The organism is Streptomyces sp. NBRC 110028, assembly GCF_001417735.1.
Lineage (GTDB): Bacteria > Actinomycetota > Actinomycetes > Streptomycetales > Streptomycetaceae > Streptomyces.
The window spans coordinates 26,873-40,953 of the sequence record NZ_BBUZ01000050.1 but is presented as its reverse complement, the minus strand read 5'-3'; the positions used below and the strand labels follow the sequence as shown (position 1 = coordinate 40,953).

Annotated in this window: 9 protein-coding genes and 7 pseudogenes; 12 read left to right on the top strand and 4 right to left on the bottom strand. The window is 67.6% G+C overall.

Annotated elements, in window-relative coordinates; genetic code table 11:
- Positions 1-48: 48 nt before the first annotated feature.
- Genes ASC60_RS35010 through ssuE form a run of 4 tightly spaced genes read left to right on the top strand, consistent with a single transcriptional unit; the run spans position 49 to position 4,337 of the window.
- Positions 49-1,128, top strand: a complete 1,080-nt coding sequence (locus ASC60_RS35010) for an ABC transporter substrate-binding protein (protein ID WP_079038824.1) — start codon at positions 49-51, stop codon at positions 1,126-1,128.
- Entirely contained in the window at positions 1,125-2,300 is a 1,176-nt protein-coding gene (locus ASC60_RS35005) for an acyl-CoA dehydrogenase family protein (RefSeq protein WP_234357260.1), read from the top strand. Before ASC60_RS35010 ends, ASC60_RS35005 begins: the two co-directional genes overlap by 4 nt.
- A complete protein-coding gene (locus ASC60_RS35000; RefSeq protein ID WP_079038823.1) occupies positions 2,297-3,736 on the top strand; it encodes an FAD-binding oxidoreductase in 1,440 nt (479 codons plus the stop codon). The genes ASC60_RS35005 and ASC60_RS35000 overlap by 4 nt, the downstream gene beginning before the upstream one ends.
- 43 nt (positions 3,737-3,779) lie before the next feature.
- Positions 3,780-4,337: an NADPH-dependent FMN reductase gene (gene ssuE / locus ASC60_RS34995; protein WP_055557738.1), complete on the top strand. Its 558-nt coding sequence runs from the start codon at positions 3,780-3,782 to the stop codon at positions 4,335-4,337.
- 31 nt (positions 4,338-4,368) lie between these two features.
- Here the strand turns inward: ssuE and ASC60_RS34990 are convergent.
- A pseudogene (locus ASC60_RS34990) lies at positions 4,369-5,310 on the bottom strand (LLM class flavin-dependent oxidoreductase); the annotation flags it as partial.
- A gap of 54 nt (positions 5,311-5,364) precedes the next feature.
- Here ASC60_RS34990 and ASC60_RS34985 point away from each other — a divergent pair.
- From ASC60_RS34985 to ASC60_RS44260, 5 genes and pseudogenes are all read left to right on the top strand, one after another.
- Positions 5,365-6,677, top strand: a pseudogene (locus tag ASC60_RS34985) (IS256 family transposase).
- Positions 6,678-6,738: 61 nt separating this feature from the next.
- On the top strand, positions 6,739-6,891 hold the full coding sequence (locus tag ASC60_RS44265; protein WP_107097248.1) for a hypothetical protein: 153 nt from the start codon (positions 6,739-6,741) through the stop codon (positions 6,889-6,891).
- Positions 6,888-7,322: an Imm10 family immunity protein gene (locus ASC60_RS40215; RefSeq protein ID WP_079038828.1), complete on the top strand. Its 435-nt coding sequence runs from the start codon at positions 6,888-6,890 to the stop codon at positions 7,320-7,322. The genes ASC60_RS44265 and ASC60_RS40215 overlap by 4 nt, the downstream gene beginning before the upstream one ends.
- Positions 7,323-7,438: 116 nt before the next feature.
- Complete coding sequence (locus ASC60_RS34980; protein WP_055557737.1) at positions 7,439-8,506, top strand: integrase core domain-containing protein; 1,068 nt, start codon at positions 7,439-7,441, stop codon at positions 8,504-8,506.
- Positions 8,507-8,559: 53 nt separating this feature from the next.
- A pseudogene (locus ASC60_RS44260) lies at positions 8,560-8,757 on the top strand (integrase); the annotation flags it as partial.
- A 312-nt stretch (positions 8,758-9,069) separates the two neighbouring features.
- On the opposite strand, the gene ASC60_RS41910 reads toward ASC60_RS44260, so the two are convergent.
- Positions 9,070-9,600, bottom strand: a complete 531-nt coding sequence (locus ASC60_RS41910; protein ID WP_159043378.1) for a hypothetical protein — start codon at positions 9,598-9,600, stop codon at positions 9,070-9,072.
- A 744-nt stretch (positions 9,601-10,344) separates the two neighbouring features.
- Between ASC60_RS41910 and ASC60_RS34970 the strand changes: the two are divergent.
- Both ASC60_RS34970 and ASC60_RS34965 read left to right on the top strand, forming a co-directional pair.
- Positions 10,345-11,268: pseudogene (locus ASC60_RS34970) on the top strand (integrase); the annotation flags it as partial.
- Between the two features lie 138 nt (positions 11,269-11,406).
- Positions 11,407-12,276 (top strand): annotated as a pseudogene (locus tag ASC60_RS34965) (integrase); the annotation flags it as partial.
- Between the two features lie 43 nt (positions 12,277-12,319).
- Here the strand turns inward: ASC60_RS34965 and ASC60_RS34960 are convergent.
- Positions 12,320-12,607, bottom strand: a pseudogene (locus tag ASC60_RS34960) (MFS transporter); the annotation flags it as partial.
- Between ASC60_RS34960 and ASC60_RS34955 the strand changes: the two are divergent.
- A pseudogene (locus ASC60_RS34955) lies at positions 12,600-12,848 on the top strand (cupin domain-containing protein); the annotation flags it as partial. The pseudogenes ASC60_RS34960 and ASC60_RS34955 sit on opposite strands and share 8 nt — an antisense overlap.
- A 133-nt stretch (positions 12,849-12,981) precedes the next feature.
- Here the strand turns inward: ASC60_RS34955 and ASC60_RS34950 are convergent.
- On the bottom strand, positions 12,982-14,007 hold the full coding sequence (locus ASC60_RS34950; RefSeq protein ID WP_107097247.1) for an Lrp/AsnC family transcriptional regulator: 1,026 nt from the start codon (positions 14,005-14,007) through the stop codon (positions 12,982-12,984).
- Positions 14,008-14,081 lie beyond the last annotated feature (74 nt).

Sequence of the window (14,081 nt, the reverse complement as noted above, 5' to 3'; positions counted from 1 at the left end):
ACCCCCTTCACCCCTTCACCCCTTCTCCTCGTTCTCACCGTTCTCCTCATGAAAGGCATCACCCGGATGTCCAGGCCACCGGCCCGCTCCCGTCCCCGGCGCGCCCGCTCCCGTCCCCGGCGCGCTCGCGCCCGTACCGCTCTCGGCGCCGTCGTGGCGCTGGCCGCCGGTGCGCTGAGCGCCTGTGGCGGCACCGCGGGCGCGGACGGGGGCGGGAAGGGATCCTCCGTCACCCTCCGAGTCGGTGCGACCGGCTGGAAGGAGGAGGAGGCGCTGCTGAAGTTCGCGCACTTGGACGACACCCCTTACCAGGTGAAGTGGAGCCTGTTCCAGGGCGGCGACAGGCAACTGGAGGCGGTGCGCGCCGGCGCCCTGGACGTGGCGAGTTCCAGCGAGATCCCGCCGGTCTTCGCGGCGGGCGGCGGAAAGCCGAACTTCAAGGTCGTCGCCGTGGAGCGCGGCAACACCCTCAACCAGGAGGTCGTGGCCCCCAAGGGGTCCACGATCACCTCGATGTCGCAGCTGCGGGGCAAGAGGGTCGGCTACGTCAAGAACACCACCGCCCACTACTTCCTCTACGAGCTGCTGAAGCGGGCCGGGCTCGGCTGGGACGACATCGAGGCCGCCCCGCTGGATCCCGACAAGGGGATCGCCGCGTTGAACGGCGGTTCCGTCGACGCGTTCGCCGGATATGGCAACGCGGTCATCACCGCCCATCAGCGGGGTGCCCGCACCATCGGTTCCGGCAAGGACATCCTCTCCGGCAACTTCCTGTGGACGGCCTCGGACGACACCCTCGGCGGCGCGGCCCGGCGCGGAGCGCTGGCGGATCTGCTGGCCCGCCTCGACAAGGCGTACGCCTATGTGCGCGACGGGCGCCAGAAGGAATACGCGAAGGTCATCGCCGCCGCCACCCACCAGCCGGTGGATCAGGCGCTGGAGGAGTTCACGGCGGGACAGGCCCAGCGCGGGACCGGGATCCGGCCGGTGAGCCCTGGGGCCACCGCCTCCGAGCAGAAGGTGGCCGACGCCTTCGGTGACCTCGGCGCGGTGAAGCGGAAGCTGACGGTGAGCGAATTCTGGAGCGACCGTCTGACTCCGCTGCTGCGCCGGGAACTCGCCTCATGACCGGCGACTTTCCGTTTCCCGTCCCGGATCTCTCCTCGCTGGCCTCCGTGACGCGACGGCTCGCCGCGACCGCGGCCGCGTACGACCGCGACGGCACGTTTCCGGCCGAGGGGATCCGCGCAGCGCACGAGGCCGGGCTGCTCACCGCCACCGTCGGCGAGCGGTACGGGGGCCCCGCCCTCGGGGTGGCGGACACCGCGCGCATCCTGCACGCGCTCGGCGAAGGCGATCCGTCGGTGGCGCTGATCGCCGCCATGAGCCTCGCCGTCCACCGCCGCCAGGCCATGCGGCCGCACTGGCCGGAAGAGCTCTACGGGCAGGTGCTGGCCGAGGCCGCTTCGCGGCCGGTGCTGCTCAACCACGTCCGTGTCGAGCCCGAACTCGGCTCGCCCGCGCGCGGTGGACTGCCCTCGACGGTGGCCCGGCGCACCCCCGACGGCTGGTCGCTCAGCGGCCGCAAGCGCTTCGCGACCGGTGTGGAAGGGCTGGACTGGCTGCTGGTGTGGGCCACCACGGACGAGCCCACGCCACGGGTCGGCACCTTCGTGGTGCCCGGCACCGCCCCCGGGATCGAGATCACCCACCGCTGGGACCATCTGGGGCTGCGCGCCAGCGGAAGCCACGACATCGCGCTGCACGACGTCGAGATCCCCGAGGGCAACGTCATCGACCTGGCCGGGCACGGCGCCGAGGCGGAGCAGGACAACCGCGCGGGCGCGGCCCTCCACCTGCCGCTCGCCGCCCTCTACCTGGGTGTGGCGCGCGCCGCCCAGGGTTACGTCCACCGCTTCGCCCACGAGCGGATCCCCGCCAACCTCGGCCATCCGGTGGCCCGTACCGAGCGCTTCCGGCGCGTGGCCGGTGAGATCGCTCTGCGGCTGGACTTGGCCGAACATCTGGTGTTCACGGGTGCGGAGCGGGTCGACGGCGCCGACGGTTCGTACGCCCCCGAACACGCGCTGGGCGCCCGGGTCCTGGCGGACCGGCACGCCACCGAGGCGGTCGCCCTGGGGTTGCGGCTGCTGGGGAATCCGGGGCTGTCCCGCGACAACCCCCTGGAGCGCCACTTCCGGGACGTCCAGTGCGCCCCGGTACACGCCCCACAGGAAGACACGGCGCTGCTCGCCATCGGCGCGGCCGCGCTCGGCACAGGAAGTGAGAGGCCGACATGACCGTTCCGCTGTCCGATCCGGACACGGCCGACCGCGCGGGCGGCGCACCCACGCATGCCACCGATACGGATGCCTCCGCCGCGCTGCTGACGGCCCTGCGCCGCGACCTGCCGGACGAGGCGCTGGCCACCGGTTCCGAGGCCACCGGCCGTTACGCCACCGACCGCTCCGGCAGCAGGCCGGATGGCGTCCCGCTCGCGGTCGTCCACGCCACGCGCACCGAGCACATTCAGGCGACTCTGCGGCACGCCCACGACCTACGGGTACCGGTCGTGCCGCGCGGGGCGGGAACAGGGCTGTCCGGAGGGGCGAGCGCGGGGGCGGGCAGTGTCGTCCTCGATCTGTCACGCATGAACCGCATCCTGGAGCTGAGCCCCGAGGAGCAGATCGCCGTCGCCGAACCGGGCGTCATCACCGCCGAACTGGACCGCGCGGCAGGCGAGTTCGGGCTGCGCTACGCACCCGACCCGGCGAGCGCGGCGATCTCGACCATCGGCGGGAACATCGCGACCAACGCGGGCGGGCTACGCTGCGCCAAGTACGGGGTCACCAGGGACGCGCTCCTGGGCCTGGACGCGGTGCTCGCGGACGGGACACTCGTACGGACCGGACGGCGCACGGTCAAGGGCGTCACCGGCTATGACCTGACCGGCCTGCTCACCGGCTCCGAAGGCACCCTCGGGGTGATCACCGCCGCTACCCTGCGGCTGCGTCCAGTGCCCGAGGAGACGGTCACGGTCGCCGCGTACTTCGCCACGTTCGCTGAAGGCGCCGAGGCCGTCTCCGCGCTCACCGCCGCCCGTGTCGAGCCCGCCATGGCCGAGCTGCTCGACGGCCCGGTACTGGGCGCGGTGGACGATGCCCAGGGCACGGCTCTGCGGTCGCGCGGGGGCGCGCTGCTGCTCCTGCAGTGCGATGGGCGGGGCGCGGCGGCCGAGGCCGAGGCGGCCGTACGGTGCTTGCGCGGACGGGCGACTTCGGTCGAGGTCTCAGGGGATCCGGCCGAGGCGGATCGGCTGCTCGCCGCGCGGCGGCTCGCCCTGCCCTCGCTGGAGCGGCTGGGCCGGGTCCTGATCGAGGACATCGCCGTACCCCGGAACAGGCTGGCCACCGCCGTGCGCGAGATCGACGCCGCGGCCGACCGCCACGGGGTGCGGATCTTCACCTTCGCCCATGCCGCCGACGGCAACCTCCACCCCATTCTCGTTCTCGACCCGGCTCTCCCTGGCATCCCGGACGCCGTCTGGCGGGCCGCGGGTGACATCTTCAGCGCCGCCCTCCGCCTCGGCGGCACGCTCACCGGTGAACACGGCGTGGGCACCCTCAAACGGCGATGGCTCGCCGACGAGCTCGGACCGGACCAGCACCGGCTCCAGCACCGCATCAAGGCGGCCTTCGATCCGCACGGCATCCTCAACCCGGGCAAGGCGCTCTGACTGTTTCCCATACCCCGCACCGACGATTTCGAGGTGACCCTCCATGTCCACCGTCCTGTCCGTCTCCGGAAGCCCCTCCGCCACCTCCCGCACCGCCCGTCTCCTGCGCGGGCTGGACTCCCGGCTCGCCGCACAGGGGCACCAGGTGATTTCCTTGGACGTCCGCACGCTTCCGGCCGAGGCCCTGCTGCACGCGGACTTCGGGCATCCGGAGATCGTCCGCGCCACGCAGCTCGTCGCACGGGCCGACGCCGTCGTCATCGGCACCCCGGTCTACAAGGCCGCGTACTCGGGGCTGCTGAAGTCGCTGCTCGACCTGCTGCCGCAGTACGCGCTGGAAGGCAAGACCGTGCTGCCGCTGGCAACCGGCGGCAGCACCGCTCATGTGCTGGCCATCGACTACGGGCTGCGGCCGGTGCTCGCCTCCATGGGGGCGGCACACATCACGCCGGGCTGGTTCGTGCTGGACAAGCACATCGAAGCCCGGGACGAGGGAGCTGTCGTGGTGGACGCCGTCGCACGTGCAGGACTCGAACAGGTCGTCGACCAGTTCTCGGCGGTGCTGAGCGGCCCGGGTTCCGCCGACGCCGTCGCCGCGTGACCGTGGAACGGCGCGGCTCGTCGTACCCGGCTCAGCGGCGTCGCCACTCCTCGGCGAGCAGTTCGTAGGAGCGCACCCGGTCGGCGTGGCGGTGGGTGATGGTGGTGATGAGCAACTCGTCCGCGCCGGTGGCTTCCTGGAGTCGTTCGAGTTCGTCGGCGACGCGCGCGGGCGAGCCGACGAACTGGGTGTCCACGCGGTCGGCGACCAGCTCCCGGTCCGCTTCGGACCACACGTGGGCGCGGGCCTGTTCGGGGGTGGGAAAGGGAATGGCTCCCTCGGCGGTGCGGATGCTGCGGACCCACAACCCGTAGCCCGTGGCGAACTCGCGGGCGGTCGCGTCGTCCTCGGCCACCACGACATCGGCGGAGACGCTGACGTACAGCTTGTCGAGGACTTCGGACGGCTGGAACGCGGCGCGGTACGCCTCGACCGCCTCCAGGACGGTGGCCGGGCTGACGTGGTAGTTGGCGGCGAAGCGCAGGCCGCCCCGGCCCGCGACCAGCGCGCTCTGCCCGCCGCTGCTACCGAGGATCCACACCTGCACGTCGGCGCCTTCGCCGGGGATCGCGTGTGCTTCGACATCGTCGGCCGACCGGTAGTCGCCGCGCAGCAGGGCGAGGATGTCGTCGATCTGTTCGCCGTAGTCCTGGGCTTCGGCGCCCGGCTGCTGGAGGAGTTGCCGCTGGAGCGCGATACGCGGCGATCCGAGCAGTCGCTGGAAGGAGAACTTGGGCGGGATGCGCAGGCCGCCGGGGGTACGTCCGTCGACGACGGGTGTCGTGGTGGGCGGCGCGTCCGCGCTCCGGTCGACGGGGCGCCCGAAGGAGCGGCCGAGCCCCAGGTCGAGCCGTCCGGGGTGCAGGGCGTCGATCAGGCCGAACTCCTCCACGGTGGACAGAGCGGTGCGGTGGCCGAGCTGTACGGCTCCGGAGCCGAGGCGGATCGTGGAGGTGGCGGAAGCGGTCAGGGCCGGGCCGGGACTGTAAAACGTTCGGTGTAACTCCCGATCATGGAAGATGCATCGATGACCAGTGAGAACGTGTCCGGCTCCGAGGCTGTCGAGCCCGTGGAGGCTGTGCCGGCGAAGGCCGTGGACGACCAGTTGATCGACGAGCTGGTGGGCCGGGCTCAGGCCGAGGGTCTGCAGTTGACTGGTGAGGGCGGGTTGCTGCAGCAGCTGACCAAGCGGCTGCTGGAGTCCGCCCTGGAGGGCGAAATCACCGACCACCTCGGCTATGACAAGCACGACCCGGAGGGCAAGAACGGCGGCAACTCCCGCAACGGCAAACGCTCCAAGACAGTCCTGACCGACGTCGGACCTGTGGAGATAACCGTGCCCCGCGACCGCGACGGCTCCTTCGAGCCGAAGATTGTTTCAAGAAGCGGCAGAAGCGGCAGAAGCGTCTGACCGGCGTCGATGAGATGGTCATCTCGCTGGCTGCGAAGGGCCTGACCACCGGCGAGGTCCAGGCCCACCTGGCGGAGGTCTATGGTGCCGAGGTCTCCCGCCAGACCATCTCCACCATCACCGACAAGGTCCTGGAGGTCCTGGAGGGCATGGCCGAATGGCAGAGTCGCCCCCTCGACGCCGTCTATCCGGTGGTCTTCATCGACGCCATCCACGTGAAGATCCGCGATGGCGCGGTGGCCAACCGGCCCATCTACGTGGCCCTGGCCGTCACCGCCGAAGGCCGGCGGGAGATCTTGGGGCTATGGGCCGGCGACGGCGGCGAGGGCGCCAAGCACTGGCTGCACATTCTCACCGAAATCAAGAACCGCGGCGTCAGTGATGTGCTCATGCTCGTCTGCGACGGGCTCAAGGGCCTGCCCGAGGCAGTGGAGACCGTCTGGCCGCGGACGATCGTGCAGACCTGCGTGGTGCACCTGCTGCGGAACTCCTTCCGCTATGCCGCCCGCCAGGACTGGGACAAGATCGCCAAGCTTCTCAAGCCCGTCTACACCGCGCCGACCGAAGAGGCCGCCCTGGAGCGGTTCGCCGAGTTCGCCGACGCCTGGGGCCGGAAGTATCCGGCGATCGTGAAGCTGTGGGAGAACGCCAGGGAGGAGTTCATCCCGTTCCTGCGGTTCGACACCGAGATCCGCCGCATCGTCTGCACCACCAACGCGATCGAGTCGGTCAACGCCCGCATCCGCCGGGCGGTCAAGGCCCGCGGTCACTTCCCCAACGAGCAGGCCGCCCTGAAGTGCGTCTACATGGCGATCACGTCCCTCGACCCCACCGGCAAGGGCCAGGCACGCTGGACCATGCGTTGGAAGACCGCGCTGAACGCCTTCGACATCACCTTCGACGGCCGCCTCTCCGCAGCCCGTCAGTAACCCATCAGCCCCAGTTACACCACTCGTTTGACAGACCCAGTACCCGTTGAGTCCTGGCGACGTGGTTACGATGCGAGGTCAGCTTCCACCTTGCTCAAGGTGCAGGGGAGCGATGAACCGCATGGTCAGGGAACTGGGAGTGTCAGTTACATATGAATGGTCCGGGGCCAAAGGCGCTGGAACCTGGGCGGCACGAGGGGGCATGAGGAAATGAGATTGACCGCCACAAACGTCGGCTTCTTCGAGGACTACGAGGACGAGGAGGTTCTCGAGGTAGCGATCGCCGGGGTCGATGACGCGGGCTCCAGGAGGTCAATCTCAATCCAGCGATCCACCTACGAGCCTGACGAACAGGAAGTCCAGTCTGGAATGGACTCCTACAACATCTCGACAGAACGGGGCTTCACGGTTTATGGATGCCTGCACAGCGTACGGCTTACCGATTCACTACTCACCCTAGAATTCACAGCCGAGGATGCGGAAATTCTTGAAATCCCCACTCCCGTGGAAATAGATCTACGCGAATCAGGGACCACCAATGCAGATCTGCGTAACAAGCTTCGCGCAATCTTGGATTGGGGATCTCACGAGAAGCGGCCGCAGATGATTGGAATGAGCATTTCCGATCCACCACCTGGAGAGTGACTGACTGACCGCAGGCGTTCACCCCAGGAACTCTGCCTGCGGGGTTCCAGAACTCGGCCCGGCGCGATGACCAGCGGTAATGAGTGGAGTAGCACTCGCTGGGAAGGACTCGGATTGTGCCGCTTCGCCTGCTCTATTTGATCTTCACCCGGCTGCTCGGCTGGTGCGTGCTCCTCTGCCGTTCCTCCACATCCAAGGACATCGAGCTGCTCGTTCTGCGGCACGAGGTAGCGGTGCTGCGCCGCACGAACCCCAAGCCGCGCTTTACCTGGGCCGACCGCGCGTACCTCGCCGTGCTGATCCGACAGCTGCCGCGGCGACTGCGACGGCACCGTCTGGTCACACCCGACACGATTCTGCGGTGGCACCGCCGACTGGTGACGAAGAAGTGGACGTACCCGAACCGAACCGGCCGCCCGCCGATCGACCGGGCGATCGCCAGGCTCATCGAACAACTCGCCCGGGAGAACACCTCGTGGGGATACCAGCGCATCCAGGGCGAGCTGCTCAAGCTCGGCCACCGCGTGGGCGCCTCCACCATCCGCAGAGTCCTCAAACGCCGGAAGATACCCCCGGCACCTGAACGGCAGTCCGACACAACGTGGCGGCACTTCCTCCGCACCCAGGCCCAGGCCACACTCGCCGTCGACTTCTTCCACGTGGACTGCGCCGTCACCCTGCGGCGGCTGTATGTGCTCTTTGCGATGGAAGTCGGCACCCGGTACGTGCACGTCCTCGGAGTGACCGGCCATCCGGACGACCCCTGGACCACGCAACAGGCCCGCGAGCTCCTGATGGACCTCGGCCACCGCGCATCCGAGTTCGACTTCCTCATACGCGACCGGGCCAGCCAGTTCAGCAGGTCGTTCGACATGGTCCTCGCCAGCGAGGGCATCAAAGTCGTAAAGATCCCTCCGCGGTGCCCCCAAGCGAATGCGTACGCGGAGAGATTCGGACGCACCGTCCGTTCAGAGGTCACCGACCAGATCCTCATCTTCGGTCGACGCCACCTACGCACCGTGCTGAACGAGTACATCCAGCACTACAACGGACGAAGACCCCACTGCGGACAACAACTCCACCCGCCACGGCCCGACCACCCCATCGCCGACCCTTCTCACGAGCGGATCAAGCGCCGACAGCGTCTCGGCGGCCTCATCAACGAATACGAGCGAGCGGCGTAGAAACGCATGTCATCACAGGTGGCCGTGTTGTGGAACCCCGCAGGGCACGGTTCATGATCCGGGACAGGGACGGGAAGTTCCCCAGCCTCTTCGATGCCGTCCTCAAGGACGCGGGGATCGACGTCGTGCTCAGCGGCATCCAGATACCGAGGATGAATTCGATCATGGAGCGCTGGATACAGACCTGTCGCCGCGAGCTCCTGGACCGGACATTGATCTGGAACCAGCGACACCTTCTCCACGCCCTGCACGAGTTCGAACAGTTCTACAACGGACACCGACCACACCAGGGCATCGCGAACGCCACGCCGCTACAGACCTTGCCCCCGCCGATCGACGACCCGGACACATTAGTTAGCCCGCCTCAACATACGTCGACGCGATCGCCTCGGCGGCATCCTCCACGAGCACCGAAATGCTGCTTGACCTGCACGGATGAGGTTTCCGGCAAGGGCACGACGCCCCGCAGCAAACGAACCCTGTCGTGTTCGTTTATCGCCCCAAACTACCCCATCGATCTCGAAGCCGACGACCGAGACCAACGAACCGTCACCCCGAAGACCTCAGTCTCCGCAGTACGGAGACTTCTCGGGCCCCATGTTCCACGGCTCGCTACTCACCACGCGCAAGCCTTTGGGTGGTCGACCCCAGTCCCCTACTCGAGCGACAAGCCCTCCGCTGTCCCGGCGCCAGACTCTGCCATTCGGGTCTCGGAGCTCAAGCTGTAGTCTACTCAAGTCTCCGTCCGTAAGATGCTTCGCCACCCTTGGCTCTTTGGCCGACATCGCGCTCTTGAGCAGTCCAGTGGGAATGTCGAACTGCTGGCATGGCGGGAGGGCCTGAAGGTCCCACCACACGTCAGGCTTTCTCAGGACGAGGCGCATGTCCATGACCCGGGAACTACCGTTGATGATCGTCAGCGTTGACATGTGTTGATAGAAATCCACACGCCGCGCGTACGCCGACTTGTCACGCACGCTTGCTTCCTTTTCCTCGTTGACGGCTCGGCTTTCTTCCTTGGTGGCCCGTTGCTCAGCCCTGATACCGAGAATCAGGCCGCCGAGAGCTGCGAGGACGGTGATAAGTGTTCCCACGATTGTTCCCAATCGGGCAACGTCCATCACTGGTGGTTCAGAAGAGGCATCCGACTCCCCCGATTCTCCTCCGCCGCGTACGGGAGCAGAGCCCGCCGCGTCCCGTTCACCGCCTGAGCTCCGTCCTTGCTCGTCGGCATCGGCAGCTGGTCCGGATGGCCTGTCGCTGACATCCGCAGTGTCAGCGCGACGCCGACCTTCGTCATCGCCGGCCGGCCCCGCCGTGTTCGCGCCATCACCGGGCCTACCGCCCTCTGCCTCACTAAGTTCAGCCACAGCTCATGGTTTTCCTGAATCTCCATCCCCCAATCACCGGTGCAGGGGCGAAAGCGCCAATGTTGCCCGGGTACGGCACCGTGCTGTAGTGATGGGAAGTGCTGTCCGCTCGGATCCCCATCGTCACCGCAGGCTGCGGCGTTGCTGCAGCAACTATTCACGGCCCAGTGCTGGCACATTCGAATCAACTGTTCGATTCCACACGTTAACCGACGTCTGAAAATCAGCAGTCGCCCGCCAACTCGCAGATGGTTGAAGCCTTCATGTAGGAAACCAACGACAACGTGGACCGGCAGCCATGGTGAAGATTCGCCCGTCTATCGGACGCCTACTGGATGTTGCCCGACTCTGCGGGTGCCGATAAATCATCCACGCAGGTCGGGGGCCTGATCACGGATCTTCGGTTCTCCTCGACATTCGCCCAAGTGCCTTCACCCGCAAAGGGCCGGGGCGGCATCATGATCTGTCGTGCTGCTGCGCCTGGCCTACCTCGCCACGACCAACGCCCTGGCGTTCCTACGCCTCCTGCCGATGAGCGACCGAGACAAGGACATCGAGATCCTCGTCCTCCGGCACCAACTGCTGGTCCTGCAGCGTCAGGTCGGCAAGCCGACCTTCACCGACAGCGACCGTGCCATCCTCGCCGGCCTGCTCCACCACCTCCCCAAAGACAGACTGCGGCACCTTCTGCTGCTGGTCCGCCCCGATACCGTCTTGCGCTGGCATCGCGACCTGCTCAGGCGGCGCCATGCCGCAACCTGCGTACCCAGGCGACGCGGACACCCGCGCACCCTACGGTCGATCCGCGCCCTGGTCCTGCGCCTGGCCAGGGAGAATGCCTCGTGGGGGTATCGCCGGATCCACGGCGAACTCGCGGCGCTGGGGATCAAGGTCGCTGCCTCCACGGTCTGGGAGATCCTTCGCGATCACGGCATCCCACCCGCCCCCGAACGGCAGAGCACCACCTGGGCCGACTTTCTCCGCAGCCAGGCCAAGGCTCTTCTCGCCTGCGATCTTTTCGAAGTCCGCACGCTGACGGGGGCGCGCCTGTACGTCTTCGCCGTCATCGAGCACACCACCCGTCGTATCAGGGTCCTCGGCGCCACGGCACACCCCACCGCGGAGTGGATCGTGCAGCTCGGACACGACCTCCTCATGGACCTCGAAGACGCGGTCAGCAGGGCACGGTTCCTGATCCGCGACCGCGACTCGAAGTTCACAGCCGCCTTCGACGCCCTCATGACCGATGCCGGTCCCAAGGTCGTCACCACCGGCATTCGGATACCACGGATCAACTCACTCATGGAGCGCTGGATACAGACCTGCCGCAGGGAACTTCTGGACCGGACCTTGATCTGGAACCAGAACCACCTTCTCCACGCCCTGCGCGAGTAGGAGGCCTTCTACAACGAACACCGCCCGCACCGGGCACTGAAAAACGCCGCCCCATGCCTGTGCCGTTCGGAATCTCATCGCTGCTGCTCGGAGCGGGTCTGGCGTTCCATCACGGTCTGCTGGAACCCTGTCCGGGTGATCGTCTCTCTGGTGTACCAGGTGGCTCGGAAGCTGCTCGCGTTCACGGCGTTGCTGTTGCGTCGGGATGCGGCCAAGGATGCGGAACTGCTTGTGCTGCGACACGAGAACGCGGTGCTGCGCAGACAGCTCACGAGGCCTGTGCGATACGAGCCGGCGGATCGGCTGTGGTTCGCGGCGCTGTCGTCGCTGATCCCCCGGTGCCGGTGGGCGAACGCGTTCCCGGTGACGCCCGCGACGCTGCTCGCATGGCACCGCAGGCTGATCGCTCGGAAATGGGACAACAGCAAGCACCGGGCCAGGCCCGGGAGACCGCCGACCACGCGTGTGGTGAAGGCGCTGGTGCTGCGGCTGGCCAAGGAGAACCCGCGGTGGGGCTGCCGACGGATCCAGGGCGAACTCATCCGGCTCGGACACCCGGTCGGCTCGACGACAGTATGGGAAATCCTCACAGCGGCGGGCATCGATCCAGCCCCACGCCGGGGAGGCCCGACGTGGCGCGAGTTCCTGACCGCGCAAGCCGAGTCCATCATCGCCTGCGACTTCCTATACATCGACCTGATCGACCTGCGCCGCGTGTACGCGCTGGTGTTCCTTGAGCACGACACACGCCGACTGCACATCGCCGGCGTGACAGCCCATCCCACCGGCCCCTGGACGGTGCAACAGGCGAGAAACCTCGCCATCGAGTTGGGTGTGCGGGTGGACTCGCTGCGCTTCCTGATTCGCGACCGGGACGCGAAGCACACCGAGTCCTTCGACGCAGTCTTCGCAGCCGACGACATCGAGGTCGTGCCGACAGCGCCTCGAACGCCCCGGATGAACGCGCAACGCGAACGGGTCATCGGAACCCTGCGGCGCGAGGTCCGATACGCCGCCTGACCAGCAGCGACGAGTTTCCGAACGGCACAAGGATGAGAGCGAGGTAGGAACTGCCGGGCTCCATCAGCGTGCGGATCAGCATGCCGACGCCGGCCACCAGGAAGCCCGAGGTCATCAGCAGACGCGGCTGGACGCGGAACATCAGCCGTCCGCTGATCTGGGTGGAGCCGATGATCATGCAGGCCATCAAGGGCAGGAACGCCAGACCGGCCACGACCAGGCTGTATCCCTTGACGATCTGGAAATAGTACGTGAGGAAGAGGAACAGGCCGAACATGCCGACGACCGCGAGGCCGAACGACAGGTACGGACCGCCCCCCGAGCTCAAAACCCATGAGGGTCACGAGTGGCTGTACGTCCTGGCCGGCCGTCTGCGGCTGGTCCTGGCCGACCGCGACCTGGTACTCGCCGCAGGTGAGGCGGCGGAGTTCGACACGCGACTGCCCCACTGGTTCGGCAGCCCTGACGGAGCCCAAGCAGAGATCATCAGCCTTTTCGGCCACCAGGGAGAGCGCATGCATGTGCGAGCCAGGCTCAAGCGGTCACAGGACGGATGACATCGGCCGCGAGATGGCGCCGCGCAGAGGAGCAACCGAGGACTCCGCCAATGCGCCATGGCCCCGCTGCCGAATGGGTCGGGCGACCGCCGCACAAGACCGGACCCCCGACGCCTACCGCAGCCCATCCCTGTCAGGACTCCGCCAGCACCTCGACATTGGGCGGCACATTACCGATGCTTCGTCCCTCAGCATTCAGCAGTCGACCCATCTGCTTGACGGTGTGAAGGCAGGTGGCCCGATCGACGATGGTCACATGGGGGGAACGTTCGGCGATCAGCGCCTCCAGCCGCGGCAGATCGCCGAGCGTCCGCAACCAGACCATCAACAGCAGGTTCCGGCGCCCTGTCAAGCCGCAACATAGCCGGACGTCCTGGAGCGCGGTCAACGAGCGTGCCGCGGACTCCAGATGCTGCGGCGGGACGCTCGCCCAGCACACCGCGGTCACCGGCGAGCCCGATATGGACTGCGCCACCTCGCAGCGTAGCCGCAGCAGCCGACTCGCGAGCAGCCGTTTGACGCGGCGGCGCGCGGTGGGCTCGCTGATCCCGGCACGGTCGGCCAGCACGGTGAACGGCATGCGGCCGTCCTCGTGCAGCAGCCGGTACAGCTCCTGATCCGTGGCATCCACCCGCGCCCCGCCCGCTGCCGCGGGCAGCGTCCCGAGCGACTCGAGCACGTGCTGCTGCGACCGCTCCAGACTGCGCAGCCGCCACCGGCTCGCCTCGCTGTATCCCACGGTCCGCATCTCCATTCGGGACGACCGCACACCGGGCAGACGGTCGATCGTGTGGCGCAAGTAGGCGGACACCGCCGCGGGCGTCCGCAGCGCGATCACGACCAGTAGGCCGTACGCGCCCGTAATGTGGTGGACATAACGGACAGGATGCTCGGCACTGAGCGTCGCCGCCACTGCCTCCAGCTGCCCCGGACCGCACTCGATCTCGATGTAGGCCATGCAGAAATCACCGTGCAGTGCCGGCCCGGCGACACAGGTGACCCAGGCCAGTCCGGTGCCGCACAGGCGCCCCCAGCGGCGCGCGACCGTCATGGGGTCCAAGTCCAGGGCCTGCCCCAGTTGAGCCCAGGAGGCGCGAGGGGTGACCTGCAACGCGTTGACCAGCGCCAGGTCTCTTTCGTCGACGATATCCTGCACCACACCACGTCTCTACCACATGGATTCCTGGGCGCCTACCCACGTTCAACGTGCGGACGTGACGTTTTCCCGCGCAT

What these genes read in the sequence shown, in the direction of transcription:
- ASC60_RS35010 (WP_079038824.1), top strand. Translation starts at nt 49, where the DNA reads ATGAAAGGCATCACCCGGATGTCCAGGCCACCGGCCCGCTCCCGTCCC.
- ASC60_RS35005 (WP_234357260.1), top strand. Translation starts at nt 1,125, where the DNA reads ATGACCGGCGACTTTCCGTTTCCCGTCCCGGATCTCTCCTCGCTGGCC.
- ASC60_RS35000 (WP_079038823.1), top strand. Translation starts at nt 2,297, where the DNA reads ATGACCGTTCCGCTGTCCGATCCGGACACGGCCGACCGCGCGGGCGGC.
- ASC60_RS40215 (WP_079038828.1), top strand. Translation starts at nt 6,888, where the DNA reads ATGAGATTGACCGCCACAAACGTCGGCTTCTTCGAGGACTACGAGGAC.
- ssuE (WP_055557738.1), top strand. Translation starts at nt 3,780, where the DNA reads ATGTCCACCGTCCTGTCCGTCTCCGGAAGCCCCTCCGCCACCTCCCGC.